Genomic DNA, 17853 nt, shown 5'->3' on the forward strand with positions numbered 1-17853 from the left:
AGAAAGAGTGGTAAGCATGTTAGATTGGATGAAAAAGCTGTTTAACAAAGAGGAAGAACAAACAGCGATGAATAAAGAAGTACCAAAGCAAACTGAAAGTCAGCCGAAAATTCCTCGTGTAAACCACTACACTGAAGCAAGAGAAGCACAAATGGCAAGTAGGAACGCAGGTAAATGCCGTTTTCCATTAATACCAGATGATGGATTTGAAGAGGATGATGTAAAAGAATTACCCCACTTTGAAGAACAACCTGTTCAAAGAGGAGTATATGAAAATCAGCCGACTCAAAGAGGAATAAAAGTGGAAAGAAGTAGGCGACCATATGTGGAGAAGGTAGTTTCTACATATGAAGAGCCGGAAGTGCAATATGAACCGCAGCGAGAACCTGTCGTAAAAAAAGCATCCGTACCGTCGCAAGAAAATAACCGTAGACCATTTCGTCCAACAGAAATGATTTCGCCAATTTACGGATATAATCGTCCTTCTGTAGAGAAAAAGGTAGAAAAGCAGGAGGAAGAACAGGAAAGAGAAGATCTTGAAATATCTGTAGAGGGCAAATCAGTCGTTGATGCATGGTTAGAGAAAAAAGGATATACATTATCTGATTTCTCAGAAGGGCAAGCAACGAATTCTTCTCCTAGTCATGAAGGAGTTATTCAACAAGATAAAAAGAAAGAAAAATCAGTTGTTGATCAATGGCTAGAGAAAAACGGTTATGAAATTGAACGCCAAGAGCCTTTAGTAGAAGAGGAAGAAGTAGTTCAAGAAATAAATACACCGCAGGAAGTTTCAGTGGATGAATTACTTCGTAAAACGGTAACTGAGCGTATGGGAGATGCAAAGCAAGAAAAAGATGTAGTGGTGTTAAACGAAAGCATTCTACAAGAAGAATTAGTAGATTCTAAAGTAGAGCACGAGGGTACAATCTTATCAGAAGAAATTAAACGTAATACAGAAATAGAAGAAGCTACTATTGAAGTAGAAAAGAAAATTCCAGAAGAAGCAGTGATTGTCAAAGCAGAAGAAAAACTTGAAGAAACAATTATTGTGGAAATACCAGAAGAATTTGAAGAAGTTACAGAAGCCGAAGAGCCAGAAGAAGTGGAAGTAATTGCGGAAGCCGAAGGGTTAGAAGAAGTGGAAGTAATTGCGGAAGCCGAAGAGCCAGAAGAAGTGGAAGTAATTGCGGAAGCCGAAGAGCCAGAAGAAGTGGAAGTAATTGCGGAAGCCGAAGAACCAGAAGAAGCGGAACCTGTAGCACTTGAGGAAACGCAGCAAGAAATGTTGTTAAATGAAGCAATTGAACAAAAGAATGAATTCATACATGGTGCTGATGCTGATGAACAAACGAAGAAAGATGTTCAAAGCTTTGCGAATGTTTTAATTGCAGAAGAACAACCAGTTGTACAAAAAGAAGAGCCAAAACGTGAGAAAAAGCGTCATGTACCATTTAATGTTGTTATGTTAAAACAAGATAGAGCGCGATTAGTGGAAAGACATGCGGCTAGAATGAATGCAATGCAACCTTCTATGAGTGAACGAGTAGAGAATAAGCCTGTACACCAAGTAGAAGAACAACAGATGCAACAAGAGATAATAGAATCACAAGTGGAAGAAAAGCCAATGCAGCAAGTAGTGGTAGAACCACAAGTGGAAGAACGTCGAGTGCAGCAAGTAGTAGTAGAACCACAAGTGGAAGAACGTCGAGTGCAGCAAGTAGTGGTAGAATCACGAGTGGAAGAACAACTAATGCAGCAAGTAGTAGTAGAACCACAAGTGGGAGAAAAACCAGTGCAACAAGTAGTGGTAGAGCAAGTACAAAAGCCAAATTCAAGTACGGAAGTACAAGAGAAAGCATATGTTGTAAATCAAAGAGAGAACGATATGCGAAATGTATTGCAAACACCACCGACATATGCAATTCCGCCATTAACATTGTTGTCAATTCCACAGCAAGCAGCGTTAGATAATACGGAATGGTTGGACGAACAGAAAGAATTATTAGATACAACGTTTAATAATTTTCATGTTGGTGCACATGTTATTAACGTATCGCAAGGTCCAGCAGTAACTCGTTTTGAAGTACAGCCAGACCCAGGTGTGAAAGTAAATAAAATTACAAATTTAAGTGATGATATTAAGTTAAGCTTAGCTGCGAAAGATATTCGTATTGAAGCGCCAATTCCAGGGAAGAGTGCGATTGGAATTGAAGTTCCGAATAAGGAAAGTAAGCCAGTATTTCTTCGTGAAATTTTAAGAAGTCCTGTGTTTACAAAGAGCGAATCACCGCTTACAGTTGCGCTCGGGCTTGATATTTCAGGCGATCCAATTGTAACTGATATTCGGAAAATGCCACACGGACTTATTGCGGGTGCAACAGGTTCTGGGAAAAGTGTGTGTATTAACGCAATTTTAACGAGCATTTTATATAAAGCGAAACCGCATGAAGTGAAGTTAATGTTAATCGATCCGAAGATGGTTGAGCTTGCACCATACAATTCTGTTCCACATCTTGTAGCACCTGTTATTACTGATGTAAAAGCAGCAACAGCTGCGCTAAAGTGGGCAGTTGAAGAGATGGAACGTCGTTATGAATTGTTTGCGCATGCTGGTGCTCGTGATTTAACTCGTTACAATACGATTGTAAGTGGGAGAGAAATCCCAGGTGAGACGTTACCTTATATTGTAATCGTCATTGACGAGTTAGCGGACTTAATGATGGTTGCTCCTGGTGATGTTGAGGAAGCGATTTGTCGTATTGCACAAAAAGCTCGTGCTTGTGGTATTCACTTATTAGTTGCGACGCAGAGACCATCTGTAGACGTTATTACAGGTTTAATTAAATCAAACATTCCAACGCGTATTGCGTTTACAGTATCATCTCAAGTTGATTCGCGTACGATTATCGATATTGGGGGCGCGGAGAAATTACTTGGTCGTGGTGATATGTTATTCTTAGGAAACGGTACGTCTAAACCGGTTCGTGTACAAGGTGTATATGTATCGGATGATGAGATTGAGAAAACAGTTGATCATGTGAGAAAGCAAATGAAGCCGAACTACTTATTTAAGCAAGAGGATTTATTAGCGAAAACAGAACAAGCTGAGTCGGAAGACGAATTGTTCTTTGATGCATGTCAATTTGTTGTAGAACAAGGGGGAGCGTCCACATCTTCTGTACAGCGAAAATTCCGCATCGGTTATAATCGCGCGGCACGTCTAATTGAAGAGATGGAATCGCAAGGGATTATTTCTGAAGGAAGAGGAACGAAACCGAGAGATGTCCTTATTTCTGAGGATGAATTCGCTGCTATGCAGGAAACAAATGTATAGTAAACGGTTTTGCTGTATACTAATAGAAAATGTTGGATAGTAAAGTAGGGAGTAAAGCGACATGAAAGAAATTGAATTAAAATTAAAAGGTGAAATAAATCGACTAACAAATAGAACATTTAAATTTGACGAGCGAGTTGGAGAAGGATGGTTCTCTGCCGTTTACTTTTTAAAAACTAGAGAAATCATTGAAGAATTTCGCCCGAAAAGTGTTGTAACAATGCAGTTTTTCCAAAAGGAACATGCAGTTCTTTGCGGAACAGATGAGGTAATCGCATTGCTACAAACATTTGCCAAAAATCCTGAGGAATTAGAAATTCATTCTTTAAAGGATGGCGATAATATTAGTCCGTTTGAAACAGTTTTAACAATTCATGGTCCTTATGAAAATTTCGGATTTTTAGAAGGTGTAATTGATGGGATTTTAGCTCGTCGTACATCAGTTGCGACAAACGTATATAATGTTGTCCAAGCTGCACGTAGTGTAGATAAAGAAAAACCAGTTATTTTCATGGGAGATCGTGATGATCATTATACGCAACAAGCTGGTGACGGTTATGCGGCATACATCGGAGGTATGAGCGCACAAGCGACGCATGCAATGAATGAGTGGTGGGGCAGAAGTGGTATGGGGACGATGCCTCACGCATTAATTCAAATGTTTAATGGTGATGTTGTTGAAGCTGCAAAAGCGTATCATAAGAAATTCCCAGAAGATGAATTAGTTGTATTAATTGATTACAATAATGATGTCATTACAGATGCACTTCGCGTAGCTCGTGAATTTGGATCAACATTAAAAGGTGTGCGTGTCGATACGTCTCGTACAATGATTGATCAATACTTCATTCGTCACCCAGAAGTACTTGGAACATTTGATCCACGTGGTGTAAATCCATCGCTTGTATTTGCACTTCGTAAAGCTCTTGATGAGGAAGGGTTCCAACATGTAGATATCGTTGTAACTGGTGGATTTGATGAGAAGCGTATTCGTGAATTCGAAGCTCAAAATGTTCCTGTCGATATATATGGAGTAGGAAGTAGCTTATTAAAAATGAATATTGGCTTTACTGGTGATAACGTAGAATTAAATGGAAAACCAGAAGCAAAAGCAGGTCGTAAATACCGTCCAAATCCACGTCTAGAGCGTGTTCAATTAGAAACAAAAGAAGATATGTAAAAATGAGAAAAACTGATAGGTGATTGACCCTATCAGTTTTTCTGTTATCATAGTATAACAGCTGGTTTTTTGCTATAATAAGTTTGTTATGGACATAAAAAGAAGTACGTACGTGGTTATCCTGATAAGTGAAGATTAAAGAAAACTTCGCTTCATCAGAAATGTATGATGATTACCAAAATAAGAAAAGATTCATATACTGTCTTATAGATAGGCCGTTGTATTAGTTCGAAATGTTGGAGGTTCTTTAAGATGACAGTTTACCATTTTGTAGGAATTAAAGGAACAGGAATGAGTTCATTAGCGCAAATTCTTCATGACATGAAGCATACTGTTCAAGGGTCTGATTATGAAAAGCGTTTCTTTACACAAACAGCATTGGAAAAGCGTGGTATTTCCATCCTTCCTTTTGATAAGAATAATATTAAAGAAGGACAAGTGATTATCGCAGGAAATGCATTTCCTGATACGCATGAAGAAATCGTAGCAGCAAAAGAATTAAATATCCCAGTACATCGTTACCATCATTTCTTAGGTGATCTTATGGATCAGTACACAAGTGTTGCTGTAACTGGTGCACATGGAAAAACATCAACTACAGGTTTGTTAGCCCATGTAATGCAAGGCGCACACCCAACATCTTATCTTATTGGAGATGGAACTGGGCATGGGGTAGAAAATAGTAAGTATTTTGTATTTGAAGCTTGTGAGTATCGTCGTCATTTCTTGTCTTACTATCCAGACTATGCAATCATGACAAATATTGATTTCGATCACCCGGATTATTTTTCAGACATCAATGATGTATTCAGTGCATTCCAAGAGATGGCATTGCAAGTGAAAAAGGGCATTATTGCATGTGGTGATGATGAAGAACTTCAAAAAATTCAAGCGAAAGTACCTGTTATTTTCTATGGATTTGGAGAAGATAATGATTTCCAAGCACGTAACATCCAAAAGAGAACTGATGGTACTATATTCGATGTATTTGTTCGTAATACGTATTATGATACGTTCAAAATCACAGGATATGGCGATCACAGCGTATTAAATGCATTAGCAGTAATTGCGCTTTGCCATTATGAAAACGTTGATGTAGAAGCAGTTAAGCATCAGCTAACAACTTTTGAAGGCGTAAAACGTCGCTTTAATGAAAAGCCAATGGGAGAGCAAGTTATCATCGATGACTATGCACACCATCCGACAGAAATTAATGCAACGATTGAAGCAGCTCGTCAAAAACATCCAGAGCGAGAAGTTGTCGCTGTATTCCAGCCACATACATTCTCACGTACAGAGAAATTTTTAGATGAGTTCGCGGAAAGCTTAAGTAAAGCTGACCAAGTATACTTATGTGATATTTTCGGATCAGCACGTGAAAACAAAGGTGAATTAACAATTGGAGATCTGCAGAAGCGTATTGACGGTGCAGAGCTGATTACAGATACAACAACGGATGTATTAAAGAAACATAAAAACGGCGTTCTTATCTTCATGGGCGCAGGAGACATCCAAAAATTCGAAGCAGCTTACGTAAAAGAAGTTCAAGTTGCAGAGAAGTAATAGAAAAGACGCATAGCTTGGCTGTGCGTCTTTTTTGTGCGGTTTTGGGTGAACAGCGTTGTCGAATCTAGTCGGTAAGTCGATGTAACTGCATTTGTGTTCGATATATTTTAAAAATTGTTGATATATTATGGTGCATTCCTTTAATCGAAAATGTTAGAATAAAAAGAAAATTAAAAGGGGCTAAAAACATGTTCACACTTCGAGTAGATGATGAAATTGAACTACAACTATTAGAAAAACATCATAAAGAGGGACTATATGAATTAATAGATCAGAATCGTACCTATTTAAGAAGATGGCTTCCTTGGGTAGATGGGACGAAATCTGCTGATGCTTATGATGAGATTTGCCCGATGTGGTTAAAGAAATTTGCAGAGGGAGACGGTTTTGAAAGTGGCATACGTTATAAAGGAAAGCTTGTTGGTATGGTAGGTATTCATCCAGTGAGTTGGGGGAAGAAAGCAGCGAGTCTCGGATATTATCTTGCAGAAGATGCTGGCGGGAAAGGTATTATGACGCGTAGCGTGAAGGCTGTACTTCACTATGCATTTGAAAATTTAAAGCTGAATAAAATTGAAATCAGATGCGGTGTTGAAAATGCAAAAAGCCGCGCTATTCCAGAGCGTTTAGAGTTTAAGTTAGATGGTATTTTAAGAGATGAAGAATGGCTATACGATCACTTCCACGATATCGCTGTATACAGTTTACTAGCTTCAGAATGGAAGGAGATTCGATGAACGAGAAGATTCATATTGTTCCGTATGAAAGTAAATTTCAAGAGGAAGTAGTAAATCTTATCGTTCATATTCAGCAAAAAGAGTACAATGTCCCGATTACGAAAGAAGAACAGCCTGATTTATTAGAAATAGAAACGTTCTATCAAAGGAATCACGGAAACTTTTGGGTGGCGACTTATGATGGGAAAGTAGTTGGAACAGTAGCTTTATTAGATATTGGGGGTCAGCAAGTAGCGCTAAGAAAAATGTTCGTAAAAAAAGAGTTTCGCGGAAAAGAATGGGGCGCATCACATATGCTACTTCAAAAAGCGATTTCGTGGGCTGAGAATAAAAAGCTGAAAGATATTTATTTGGGAACAACAGTGAAATTTTTAGCGGCGCATCGTTTTTATGAAAAGAATGGTTTCCAAAGTGTGAATGTAGAAGAGTTACCAAAAAGTTTTCCAGTGTTAGAGGTAGATAAGAAATTTTATAGGTATACTATTTAAAAAGGTCATTCATAAATGATCTTTTTTTATTAATTAAAATGGAAATGATGGTATAATTTGGATAGGGGGTGTGGGTATGAACTTTCCGATTCAAAGAAGTAAGTCTGCGATAATTCTCGTTAGTCTAACGTTAGCTTTTATGGTGGTATATCCGATTGTAATGTTCTTTACAAGAAAAGGGGATTGGGTTTCAGCTCTAATTGGGATGGGGTTATGCATCATTGTAAATGGCCCTCTCGTTTGGGAAATATTTATTAAAAAACATAAAGTAGAAAATGGTGTGCTAAAATACGGCGTTTTAAATGAAGATGTTGTATTGAAAGATATTATAATTATTCGCCAAGTTGGGAAGTCTCTTGAAATTACGACGAATGCATATAAGGTACATATGATTGGGATGCCGCAAGATATGAATGAATTCTTGGCGCTTATTGAGAAAGAAAATCCATATGTGAAAATAGAAATTGTAGGTAAGAAATGAAATATGTAAAATCTTTACCCCGCTATTTGTGGGCAGTAAGACTCCCACCTCAAAATTCGGCAGGAGCAAGGAAGTTAGGTGGGAGATCAACTGCCCGTAAAAGCCTTCACTTTATTTTGTTTGGAAATTTTGCTGGTGCTTGCTATTTGCACTAGAGTATATATTAAATGGGACTTGCCTTTATATGTCCCAATATTGATAGGGATTATTGCAGTGACACTTTTATTTTATTTCCATTCGCAGCAAATGAAGAATGAGAAACATAGCTCTTTATAGTGCAGGGGGATTAGAAATGAAAAAAATCTGTATGTTATTTTTGCTTCTATTAACGGCATCCGTTCTTTTCATAGGATGTAGTGCGAAGCAAGAGAAGTCTGAAGTTAGCTTAGAAAAGGCACAAAAAATTGAAGTTGAATCCCTTATTGATTCGAGTGATAAAAAAACAATTACCGATAAGAAAGAAATCAAAAAGTTGTTTGAATTAATCAAAATGGATGAGTGGGAAATGGAATCGGCTCCTATGGATACTCCGCAAGGGAAAACGTTTAAAATGTATCAAGAGGATACACCAAAATTATTGGATTCGAGTAAAGATAAAAAAGAGTTACATGAAATTGGTACTATGACAGTATATAAAGATGTTCCTTATGTTGAGGTTGAATTGAAAATTAATAAGCTAAAAAATAAAAATAGTTTTAAAGTACCAGAAGATGTGGCTAAAAAATTATTAGAGTATTAATGAAAAAGCGCTCGGATAGAATTCCGAGCGCTTTTTCATATTATTTTAAGTTCTCTGGGTTTAAAGCTTCTAATTCAGGTACAACGAAGCGTCCGTCTTTACGGATTAGTACGTCGTCGAAGTAAATTTCGCCGCCGCCGTATTCAGGACGTTGGATGCATACTAAATCCCAGTGGATGTTCGAGTTGTTACCGTTCCATGCATCGTCGTAAGCTTGTCCAGGAGTGAAGTGGAAGCTGCCATCAATTTTTTCATCGAATAGAATGTCTCCCATTGGATGTAAGATGTATGGATTTACGCCGATTGCGAACTCACCAACGTAGCGTGCGCCTTCGTCTGTATCGAAGATCTTGTTAATGCGCTCTGTATCGTTTGCAGTTGCTTCAACGATTTGGCCATTCTCGAACTTAAGTTGTACATTTTCAAATGTATAACCGTTGTAAGGAGATGGTGTATTGTAAGAAACTGTACCGTTAACAGAATCACGAACTGGTGCAGAGTATACTTCACCGTCTGGAATGTTTAAATGACCTGAGCATTTAATAGCTGGAATGTCTTTAATAGAGAATGTTAAGTCAGTTCCAGGACCAGTTAGGCGAACTTTATCTGTTTTATTCATTAATGTAACAAGGCTATCCATCGCCTTATCCATTTTACCGTAGTCTAAGTTACAAACTTCGAAGTAGAAGTCTTCGAAAGCTTCTGTGCTCATTTTAGCAAGCTGCGCCATAGAAGCATTTGGGTAGCGAAGAACAACCCAGCGCGTTTTCGGAACGCGGATGTCTCTATGAACTTTCTTACCAACTGTTTGACCGTGAATTTGCATTCTTTCACTTGGCACGTCAGCTTGTTCGTTAATGTTATCGCCAGAGCGAAGACCGATATAAGCGTCCATATCTTTCATTACGCTTGCTTCATATGCAGCGATTTGTTCGAAATGTTCTTCAGTAGCCCCCATTAATAAAGAGCGATCTACTTGATGATCTTTTAAAGAAACGAATGGGAAACCACCAGCTGCATATGCTTCTTTTACAAGTGCAGTTACAAGTTCTTTTTGTAAGCCAAAGTTTTCAATTAATACTTTTTCGCCTTTTTGTAAGCGGATAGAGTAGTTAATTAAATTGTATGCTAACTTTTCAATGCGTGGATCTTTCATATGTAAAGCCTCCCTACTAATTATGTATCCTCTCCTATTGTAACCTACTTAGTGGAATTTGTTGAATCATTTATGTTAAAGTTAACGAATAAGTATGAAAATTCTAATGAAAAGATAGGGATTAGAACGAAACGGAAAATGATTGTATAATGGGAGAAAGTATGAAAAAGATAAAGGAAGTGATGAAATGCAAGTTCTTTTATATGTAAGTGCGGCTATTATTGCGGTTGCTTTCGCTGTATTAGTAGTGTATGTATGCAGAACGTTGTTATCGGTTCAGAAAACGTTAGAAAATGTTGCGAGCACGTTAGAGGGTTTAGAAAAGCAAATGCAAGGAATAAGTGTAGAGACGGAGCAATTATTACATAAGACAAATGCGTTAGCTGATGATATTCAACAGAAGTCACAGTCGCTAAATAAAGTAGTAGAAGGTGTGGATGGAATCGGAACGACGATTCACTCTTTAAATACGAAGCTTCGCAATGTATCAGAGTCTGTTACGGACGAAATTGAAAATAATGCAGATAAAGTAGCACAAGTTGTGCAATGGAGCAGTGCAGCAATTGAAGTATACAACCATTACCGTGCTACGAGACAAGAGAAAAAGGTTGAAAAAGAAGAGCGTAAACTTGAGAGAGCTGAGCAGAAGGCTGAAAAGAGAGAGAAGCGCTCTAGACTTCGTATGAGAGGTGAGTAACGATGAGTATGATGAAGATTGAAACGATTGAAGAACTTGAAGCGTTAGTAGAAAAGAACGAGCCTTACGTTCTTTTTAAGCATAGTACGACATGCCCAATTAGTCACGGTGCATATACTGAGTTTCAAGCGTATTGCCGTGAAGAAAGAGAAGTACCAGCATATTACTTATACGTACAAGAGGCGAGAGATGTTTCGAACCATGTTGCAGAGCAGTACAGCATTAAGCATGAATCTCCGCAAGTGTTATACATAAAAGATGGAATGGTAGTATGGCATACATCGCACTGGAATATTAAAAAAGAAGCTTTAGAAGAGAATGTAAAATAGGGGGAGGCAAGCGAAGGGCTTGCTTCTTTTTTATTTTGTTGCAATATATTTATGGTACACTATAGATACATTAAAACTAAGTAAATTGACTTTTGAAAGTGGGTTTTAAGCAATGAAGAAAATGGCGTTATTCATCGCAAGCTTAAGTGTATTACTGGGGGCTTGCAGCAATAATACTATTGAGAAGAAAGATGAAGTTGTACAGAAAGATACGAAAGAAAAAAGTATGATCCCAAGAACTGCTGTTTCTAAGGATTACTATAGAACTGTTATTCCTTTAAAAGAACAAAAGGTAATTAATACAGTTAATGTTAAAACTAATTCTAAACTAGATTTAGCAGAATATGAAAATGGTTTAATGAATATTGCTTCAAAACAATTCGATACAGAAAATTACGTATTACAATTAAATCAATATATTCCAGAGAAAACAATTGATGAATTAGTTACGAAACAAGGAGTACCAGTTTTGACTAATATTATAGAACAGGACTACTTCGGCAAACAGAATTCAAATGAACTAAGCTTATCTGGTGTAGTTATTGGTTTATCTATGTCTTCAAGTGTATCTAATGAGGAAGCTATTTCTAAAGGGACTGAAGTTGCCAAGCAACTTATAGAAGCAATTAATAAAAATGATAAATATAACAAATCTCCGATTACGTTTGCTATATTTAAGCAAGAAAGCACAAGCTCTTTAAAGAATGGTACTTATATTTCAAGCGCTACGGTTCAAAAGAACGAGACTAACCTTGGAAATTGGGATACTATTGATGAAAAATCGTATTCGTATCCTTCTCAAGAATTTGCGGGAGCACAAGGAGAAGACAATAAAAAGTTAGATGATTTTTCAGAAGCAATAAAGAAATTCTCTCCAGGAGATTATATCCCTGTTAATGCTAAGATTTCTTATAAGCAAAATAAGATGGATAAATTAAAGATGGATATTGTCGTTAAATATAATGGTAAGTCAGAATTAATGGCGCTTTCTCAAATGGCTGCTCAAAGTATGTTAGAAAAATTCCCTAAAGATGCTAAAGTTCAATTACAAATAAAGTCTGAGAGTAAAATCGAGGCTGTTATTATAAAAGAGAAAAACAGCGATAAACCGTTCGTTTCTTTCCTATAAAATAAAAAAGACAGTTTTTAAGCTGTCTTTTTTATTTTATAAATTTTCCGGAATACAGTAATTTAAATTTATACTACGGATTTTCTGCTTTCTTATTATGCTATTTCCACGCCTTTTTTCTATCTGTTTCATACATTATTCTATGTTGTATATCGTGTGACAACCTCTTATGTATCAGCTATAATAAGTTATCTTAAAAAAGTTAATGAAGAAATTTAAAAGAGGTGGCTTTCTTATGGCATCACAAGAATTAGATCGATTACGTTCTAGCATCGATCAAATCAACCTACAATTATTAGAGTTATTGAATGAAAGAGGCCGTCTCATGCAAGAGGTTGGAAACTTAAAAGAAGTACAAGGTGTGAAACGTTTTGATCCTGTACGTGAAAGAGAAATGTTGAATTTAATTGCGGAGAATAATAATGGTCCATTTGAAACGTCGACTTTACAACATATTTTTAAACAAATTTTTCAAGCTGGTTTAGAACTACAAGAAGACGATCATCGCAAAGCGCTACTTGTTTCTCGTAAGAAAAAAGCAGAAGATACGATTGTGGAGATTAATGGAGAGAAAATTGGCGAAGGAAACCAACATTTTATTATGGGACCATGTGCTGTAGAAAGCTATGAACAAGTACGCCAAGTTGCAGAAGCAATGAAAGAGCAAGGTCTGAAACTAATGCGTGGTGGCGCTTTTAAACCTCGTACATCTCCATATGATTTTCAGGGTCTTGGATTAGAAGGATTGCAAATTTTACGCCAAGTTGCAAATGAATATAATTTAGCTGTTATTAGTGAAATTTTAAATCCGAATGATATTGAAATGGCATTAGATTATGTTGATGTTATTCAAATTGGCGCTCGCAACATGCAAAACTTCGAGCTATTAAAAGCAGCTGGTGCTGTAAATAAGCCGATATTATTAAAGCGTGGTTTATCCGCAACAATTGAAGAATTTATTAATGCGGCAGAATATATTATGGCAGAGGGGAACGGTAATATCATTTTATGCGAACGAGGTATTCGCACATATGAAACAGCAACGCGTAATACGCTTGATATTTCCGCTGTGCCAATTTTAAAGAAAGAAACACATTTACCTGTCGTTGTCGATGTAACGCATTCTACAGGGCGACGTGACCTTCTATTACCAGCTGCAAAAGCGGCTATGGCAATTGGTGCTGATGCTATTATGGCTGAAGTACATCCGGACCCAGCAGTTGCATTATCAGATGCATCACAACAAATGGATATTCCAGAATTCAATGAGTTTATGAAAGAATTAAAAGCATTCGGAAGTAAATTATAAAAAGATTTTTTAGTCTATGTAGCCTTTGTTACATAGACTTTTTACAAAAATTGCCCTTTTTTGCATAAAAAATACGAAAATACGAGAAAAGAAGCGAATTTTTTCGAAACTTTTGCGGGAAAATATTGTATGAGCCTGCGTTTTTATCGTATCATTAGTAAAAGGAAGAACTCGGGACGATTGTTGGCATCTGCAAATAGAGTTGATGTCTTTTTTTCATTCAAGTGAACCGATACATAAAAATAGATAACATAAATAGAAGGAGTGTGCGAAGAGATGAACGTAACAATCTATGATGTAGCTCGTGAAGCGAACGTTTCAATGGCTACCGTATCACGTGTTGTGAACGGTAACCCAAATGTAAAGCCTACAACAAGAAAGAAAGTATTAGAAGCAATTGATCGTTTAGGATACCGCCCAAATGCGGTAGCACGTGGACTAGCAAGTAAGAAGACAACTACAGTGGGTGTTATTATTCCTGATATCTCAAATACGTTTTATGCAGAACTTGCTCGTGGAATTGAAGATATCGCAACAATGTACAAATATAACATCATTTTAAGTAACTCTGACCAAAACAAAGAGAAAGAGTTCCACTTATTAAATACGATGCTTGGGAAACAAGTGGACGGGATTGTTTTCATGGGTGAAGATATTACAGATGTTCACATTGAAGAATTCAAAAAATCTCCAGTACCGATTGTATTAGCAGCATCATTTGATGAGCAAAATGAAACGCCATCAGTAAATATTGATTATACACAAGCAGCTTACGATGCAATGAAGCATTTTATTGAGCAAGGACATAAACGTATCGGTTTCGTCTCTGGTCCTTTCATTGATAAAGCAGGAAGCGCGAAGAAGTTACAAGGTTATAAAAAAGCTTTAGAAGAAGCAAGTATTTCATATGATGAAAATCTTGTAATCGATGGAGATTACACATATGATTCAGGTATCGAAGCATTTGAAAAGCTTTGGAGCATGGATGAGAAGCCAACAGCAATCTTCGTATCTTCTGATGAAATGGCACTAGGTGTAATCCATGCAGCACAAGACGCTGGATTAAACGTACCAACTGATATAGAAGTGCTTGGCTTCGATAACACACGCCTTGCATTAATGGTACGCCCGCAGCTTTCAACAGTTGTACAACCAATGTATGATATCGGTGCAGTAGCAATGCGTCTATTAACAAAGTATATGAACAAAGAAAAAGTGGAAGATCACACTGTTATTTTACCTCACCGTATCCAATTTAGAGATTCAACGAAGTAAGAATAAAAAAGCTCACAGCGATTGCTGTGAGCTTTTATTCTTATTCAGGGTAGTATTTTTTTACTACTGTATCTACAGTTTTATTTTTCTTAACATGTAAAAATCTTGCGTACAATTCTTTTCCTGTATCAAATGGCGTATCGTCTAACTCGAAAACATGAAGCACTTTTCGGAATTTCCACGTTACTTGTTCGCCGTACATATTATCGTACGATTCTTCAGAGTGCATAGCGATTTTTTCGCCTAATTCGTGAGCTTCCTCTAGGTCGTTTGCTTTAACAAGGAGAATACTTTCTTCAAAAAGTGTATCGTGATTTTCTTCATAATACTCATCAATTTTAGTAGGATCAGGCTCACCTGAATGAACAGATTCAAACAATAATTTTACAGCGTACATATTATGCTGCATGTTTCACTTTATAAATAATACTTGTGACAAGCGAAGCAGGTATTGTAAATACGTTACTTTGATAATGATGATGTACTTGGGATTCTTCATAAGACATTTTGTCGTGTAGTTCATTTTGTGACACATTCATTTTCTTTTGTTTGTCCTTGAGTACTTTAATGTAGTTGTACTGTATTGGGACGAGAATGATGAAATAGGCTAATATAATTAGTGAAATCCAGATCATTATGAACACTCCCTTATAAAGAATATTTTCATGTTGTAATGCTTTCGCTATATTTGTTGGTGATTCCTTGTTATATGTCACATAAGTGCAAATTCACCTATTATAGGGCAATGTCATGTATAATAGAAAGAAAAGGCTTGTGAGGGGGGAAAAGAGATGATCGTTCTTTGGATAATTACGCTTTGTATGACTGCTATTTTTGCATATATGACGTTAAAACAAAATGGCTTAAAGCGATTTGTTCCAGGAAGTATTCTTGCAGGAATTGCCCTTATCACGTATGTAATTTCTATTTTTACTGAAAGTATTTCGATAGATGTAAGTACGAGCCTAATGTTTATTGGCATTACACTATTTGCAGGTAGCATTATGGTACTGATGGTTGCAGGTATTATTATATTTATTCATATGAATTCGGAAACGTTATAGCATAAAAAAAGGCATGCCCCTTAGGGGCATGCCTTTTGTCCGTTCAATTATGCTCTATCTTTAGAAGAGTTTTGTTGTTTTAGTAAGTCGCGAATTTCGCCAAGAAGAACTTCTTCTTTTGTTGGTTCTGGAATTTTTTCTGTCTTTTCTTCTTCTTCTCTTTTAGATGTTAGTTTGTTGAAAACTTTAACAAACATAAAGATAGCAGCTGCAATAATTAAGAAATCAAAAATAGTCTGGATGAAGTTACCATACATAATAGATGACTTACCAAATGTAAGTTTTAAATCTGTAAAGTCAACACCGCCTAATACCATACCAAGTAATGGTGTGATGATATCTTTTACTAAAGAACTAACGATTTTACCGAATGCAGCACCGATTACAACCCCGACAGCTAAATCAATTACATTCCCTTTGAACGCGAATTTTTTAAACTCGTTCCACATGTGTCAATCCCACCCTTTCCACGATTCATTATGAAATTTATAATTCCTATCAACATATTCTATAGAAATTTGGAAGAGAAATAAAGGGGAAATGGGAATGAAAGTAAATTCTGAAAAATGTATCCGTTTTAATTTTTGTTTACATCATCTAATAAAGATTGTAGCATTTGCTGCGTTTTTAATCCTTCTGCCCCATCTACTAACGGTTTCGTATCTCCATGTACACAGTCAATAAAATGATGAACAGCATCTTCAAAACCGCGCTGCTTTAATGTCGTTTCCCATGACGGAGAACCGCTTTGTGAAACAGAGTTTTCTTCTTCAACTTCAAATGTATTCATATTTTTTACACGAATGATTTTTCCTGTCGTTACAAGTTCAATTTGTTCTAAGTTTGTACCTGCATGACGGTGCATGGCTGTAGAGAGTAAGAGCCCGTTTGCAGTTGTATATGTATGATGCCCGTAAAGAAGTTCATTCTTTTCATTGATTTGCATCATATTGTGAACGACGTTAAGGTCATCATTAGCTAACCAGCGAGCAGTATCTACAATATGTAAGTAATCATCTAACATAGTAAAGTCGTACGAATATGGCCCCACTTTATTTGTGCGGTGCTTTTCAATTCGAATCCATGAAATATCATTAGCTTGCTTTTTGGCAGCAACGTACATAGGAACGAATCGGCGATTAAATCCGACCATTAACTTTCGGTTATACTTTTCGCTCAACTCGACTAGTTTCTCAGCTTGTTCCACTGTAGCTGCTAGCGGCTTATCAACATAAACATCGATTCCTTTTTTTAGAAGTTCGGAAACGATTTCATAATGTGTAGCAGTTGAACTATGAACGAAAATTGCATCACATTCAGAAGCTAATGTTTCCATAGAATGAAAGTCTTGAATACGGTATTGCTGGCAAATTTGTTTTCTTTTCTCTGCATTAGGTGTAAATGCCCCTACAAAATTCCAGTTTGTTTCATTTGTAAGTGTTGGGAGGTAAGCTTTTTGTGCAATACTTCCAAGGCCAATCATCCCGATTTTAGGTTTGTTCATGTTTATTCCCACCCTATCAATATTGAGGTAACGGCTTAAATGTAGCATAGGGTGGGGGAGGAAGGCAAAAAGTAGGATTACTTCTATCCCTCTAATAAAATCTTCTCTATCTCTTCAAAATTATGAGCCTGAGCATGCTCTAGCGGGCTAACACCATCGTTGTCTGGAATATTTACATCAGCGCCATGTTCAATTAGAAGGCGAATGACTTGTTGTTGCGTTTCATCTCCGTCACTTAGTACGATAGCTTCCATTAAGGCGGTCCATCCGAGATTATTTACATGGTTTACATTAATATTTGTTCGAGTGAGGAGCTCTTTTATAACATCAATATAGCCATGTTCTGATGCGGGAATAAGAGCTGTTCCGCCGTAACGATTCGTAAGCGATGGATCTGCGCCGGCATCAATCGTTAGTTTTAAAATATCCAAATAACCTTCTGCACCGGCGTATAGAAAGGGATTGTTTTTCATATCATCTTGGATATTTACGTCAGCACCAGATTCGATAAGCGCTTTTGCGGTTTTTACATCATTTTTGTATGTAGCAATCATAAGAGGGGTATGTCCTTTATTGTCCGTTATATTTATGTCAGCCCCTTTTTTGAGCAATGATATAACAGTGTTTGTTTCCTGTTTCTCAGTAGCTGCTAGTAGTGCTGTTTCCATGTTTGTCATCTCCTTTTTAACTTCTTGTTCTTGCGAGCAACCTTGTAAAAAAATTACGCAACATATCATGCTTAATGTTTTTTTGAACATGGAATTTCAACCTCCTAATTTCAACTGTAGAATAAGAACATTAAATTTTTATAAACTGACGCTAAAATTACTATAAAATCGCTTGAGTATTTGAAAATATATTTTTA

At 36.8% G+C, this 17853-nt stretch carries 20 protein-coding genes; 14 read left to right on the plus strand and 6 right to left on the minus strand.

What is annotated here, in order from left to right; translation table 11 throughout:
• Positions 1–16: 16 nt before the first annotated feature.
• From JDS80_RS11995 to JDS80_RS12025, 8 genes are all read left to right on the plus strand, one after another.
• Positions 17–3334 carry a DNA translocase FtsK gene (locus JDS80_RS11995; RefSeq protein WP_199638562.1) on the plus strand — a complete coding sequence of 1106 codons (3318 nt, stop codon included), beginning with the start codon at positions 17–19 and terminating at the stop codon, positions 3332–3334.
• A gap of 61 nt (positions 3335–3395) precedes the next feature.
• On the plus strand, positions 3396–4514 hold the full coding sequence (locus tag JDS80_RS12000) for a nicotinate phosphoribosyltransferase (RefSeq protein WP_000658379.1): 1119 nt from the start codon (positions 3396–3398) through the stop codon (positions 4512–4514).
• 252 nt (positions 4515–4766) lie between these two features.
• Positions 4767–6077 (plus strand): UDP-N-acetylmuramate--L-alanine ligase, encoded by a 1311-nt coding sequence (murC, locus tag JDS80_RS12005; RefSeq protein WP_199638564.1) that lies wholly within the window; start codon positions 4767–4769, stop codon positions 6075–6077.
• Between the two features lie 191 nt (positions 6078–6268).
• Positions 6269–6817, plus strand: a complete 549-nt coding sequence (locus JDS80_RS12010; RefSeq protein ID WP_199638566.1) for a GNAT family N-acetyltransferase — start codon at positions 6269–6271, stop codon at positions 6815–6817.
• The gene (locus JDS80_RS12015; RefSeq protein ID WP_199638568.1) at positions 6814–7305 is read left to right on the plus strand and encodes a GNAT family N-acetyltransferase; all 492 of its coding nucleotides are present in this window, start codon (positions 6814–6816) and stop codon (positions 7303–7305) included. The genes JDS80_RS12010 and JDS80_RS12015 overlap by 4 nt, the downstream gene beginning before the upstream one ends.
• A 76-nt stretch (positions 7306–7381) precedes the next feature.
• The gene (locus JDS80_RS12020) at positions 7382–7786 is read left to right on the plus strand and encodes a PH domain-containing protein (protein WP_199638570.1); all 405 of its coding nucleotides are present in this window, start codon (positions 7382–7384) and stop codon (positions 7784–7786) included.
• 90 nt (positions 7787–7876) lie between these two features.
• Positions 7877–8062, plus strand: coding sequence for a hypothetical protein (locus JDS80_RS31440; protein ID WP_242477357.1), 186 nt, complete (start codon positions 7877–7879; stop codon positions 8060–8062).
• A 16-nt stretch (positions 8063–8078) separates the two neighbouring features.
• Positions 8079–8525 (plus strand): hypothetical protein, encoded by a 447-nt coding sequence (locus JDS80_RS12025; protein ID WP_199638572.1) that lies wholly within the window; start codon positions 8079–8081, stop codon positions 8523–8525.
• Between the two features lie 40 nt (positions 8526–8565).
• Here JDS80_RS12025 and JDS80_RS12030 read toward each other — a convergent pair whose 3' ends face one another.
• Positions 8566–9681 carry an aminopeptidase gene (locus JDS80_RS12030; RefSeq protein ID WP_000654739.1) on the minus strand — a complete coding sequence of 372 codons (1116 nt, stop codon included), beginning with the start codon at positions 9679–9681 and terminating at the stop codon, positions 8566–8568.
• A 187-nt stretch (positions 9682–9868) separates the two neighbouring features.
• Here JDS80_RS12030 and JDS80_RS12035 point away from each other — a divergent pair, with 187 nt between their 5' ends.
• The 5 genes from JDS80_RS12035 to ccpA all read left to right on the plus strand — a co-directional run bounded on the left by JDS80_RS12035 (position 9869) and on the right by ccpA (position 14420).
• Positions 9869–10378 carry a DUF948 domain-containing protein gene (locus JDS80_RS12035; RefSeq protein WP_083595995.1) on the plus strand — a complete coding sequence of 170 codons (510 nt, stop codon included), beginning with the start codon at positions 9869–9871 and terminating at the stop codon, positions 10376–10378.
• 2 nt (positions 10379–10380) lie between these two features.
• On the plus strand, positions 10381–10707 hold the full coding sequence (gene ytxJ / locus JDS80_RS12040) for a bacillithiol system redox-active protein YtxJ (protein WP_071748352.1): 327 nt from the start codon (positions 10381–10383) through the stop codon (positions 10705–10707).
• Between the two features lie 112 nt (positions 10708–10819).
• Positions 10820–11836 (plus strand): CamS family sex pheromone protein, encoded by a 1017-nt coding sequence (locus tag JDS80_RS12045; protein ID WP_199638574.1) that lies wholly within the window; start codon positions 10820–10822, stop codon positions 11834–11836.
• A gap of 235 nt (positions 11837–12071) precedes the next feature.
• The gene (locus JDS80_RS12050) at positions 12072–13145 is read left to right on the plus strand and encodes a bifunctional 3-deoxy-7-phosphoheptulonate synthase/chorismate mutase (protein WP_199638576.1); all 1074 of its coding nucleotides are present in this window, start codon (positions 12072–12074) and stop codon (positions 13143–13145) included.
• A gap of 276 nt (positions 13146–13421) precedes the next feature.
• A complete protein-coding gene (gene ccpA / locus JDS80_RS12055) occupies positions 13422–14420 on the plus strand; it encodes a catabolite control protein A (RefSeq protein ID WP_199638579.1) in 999 nt (332 codons plus the stop codon).
• A 40-nt stretch (positions 14421–14460) separates the two neighbouring features.
• Here ccpA and JDS80_RS12060 read toward each other — a convergent pair whose 3' ends face one another.
• Both JDS80_RS12060 and JDS80_RS12065 read right to left on the minus strand, forming a co-directional pair.
• Positions 14461–14817 carry a DUF4288 domain-containing protein gene (locus tag JDS80_RS12060; RefSeq protein ID WP_199638581.1) on the minus strand — a complete coding sequence of 119 codons (357 nt, stop codon included), beginning with the start codon at positions 14815–14817 and terminating at the stop codon, positions 14461–14463.
• Between the two features lies 1 nt (position 14818).
• Complete coding sequence (locus JDS80_RS12065; RefSeq protein WP_199638583.1) at positions 14819–15055, minus strand: DUF3949 domain-containing protein; 237 nt, start codon at positions 15053–15055, stop codon at positions 14819–14821.
• A gap of 156 nt (positions 15056–15211) precedes the next feature.
• Here JDS80_RS12065 and JDS80_RS12070 point away from each other — a divergent pair, with 156 nt between their 5' ends.
• The gene (locus JDS80_RS12070; RefSeq protein ID WP_071748348.1) at positions 15212–15484 is read left to right on the plus strand and encodes a DUF3917 domain-containing protein; all 273 of its coding nucleotides are present in this window, start codon (positions 15212–15214) and stop codon (positions 15482–15484) included.
• Positions 15485–15531: 47 nt separating this feature from the next.
• On the opposite strand, the gene mscL is transcribed toward JDS80_RS12070, so the two are convergent.
• The 3 genes from mscL to JDS80_RS12085 form a co-directional block, all read right to left on the minus strand.
• Entirely contained in the window at positions 15532–15933 is a 402-nt protein-coding gene (gene mscL / locus JDS80_RS12075) for a large-conductance mechanosensitive channel protein MscL (protein ID WP_071771070.1), read from the minus strand.
• Between the two features lie 128 nt (positions 15934–16061).
• A complete protein-coding gene (locus JDS80_RS12080; protein ID WP_199638585.1) occupies positions 16062–16988 on the minus strand; it encodes a Gfo/Idh/MocA family protein in 927 nt (308 codons plus the stop codon).
• An 83-nt stretch (positions 16989–17071) separates the two neighbouring features.
• Positions 17072–17746 (minus strand): ankyrin repeat domain-containing protein, encoded by a 675-nt coding sequence (locus JDS80_RS12085; protein ID WP_199638587.1) that lies wholly within the window; start codon positions 17744–17746, stop codon positions 17072–17074.
• Between the last annotated feature and the right edge of the window lie 107 nt (positions 17747–17853).

The sequence above is a fragment of the Bacillus cereus group sp. N8 genome (assembly GCF_016483685.1).
GTDB lineage: Bacteria > Bacillota > Bacilli > Bacillales > Bacillaceae_G > Bacillus_A > Bacillus_A proteolyticus.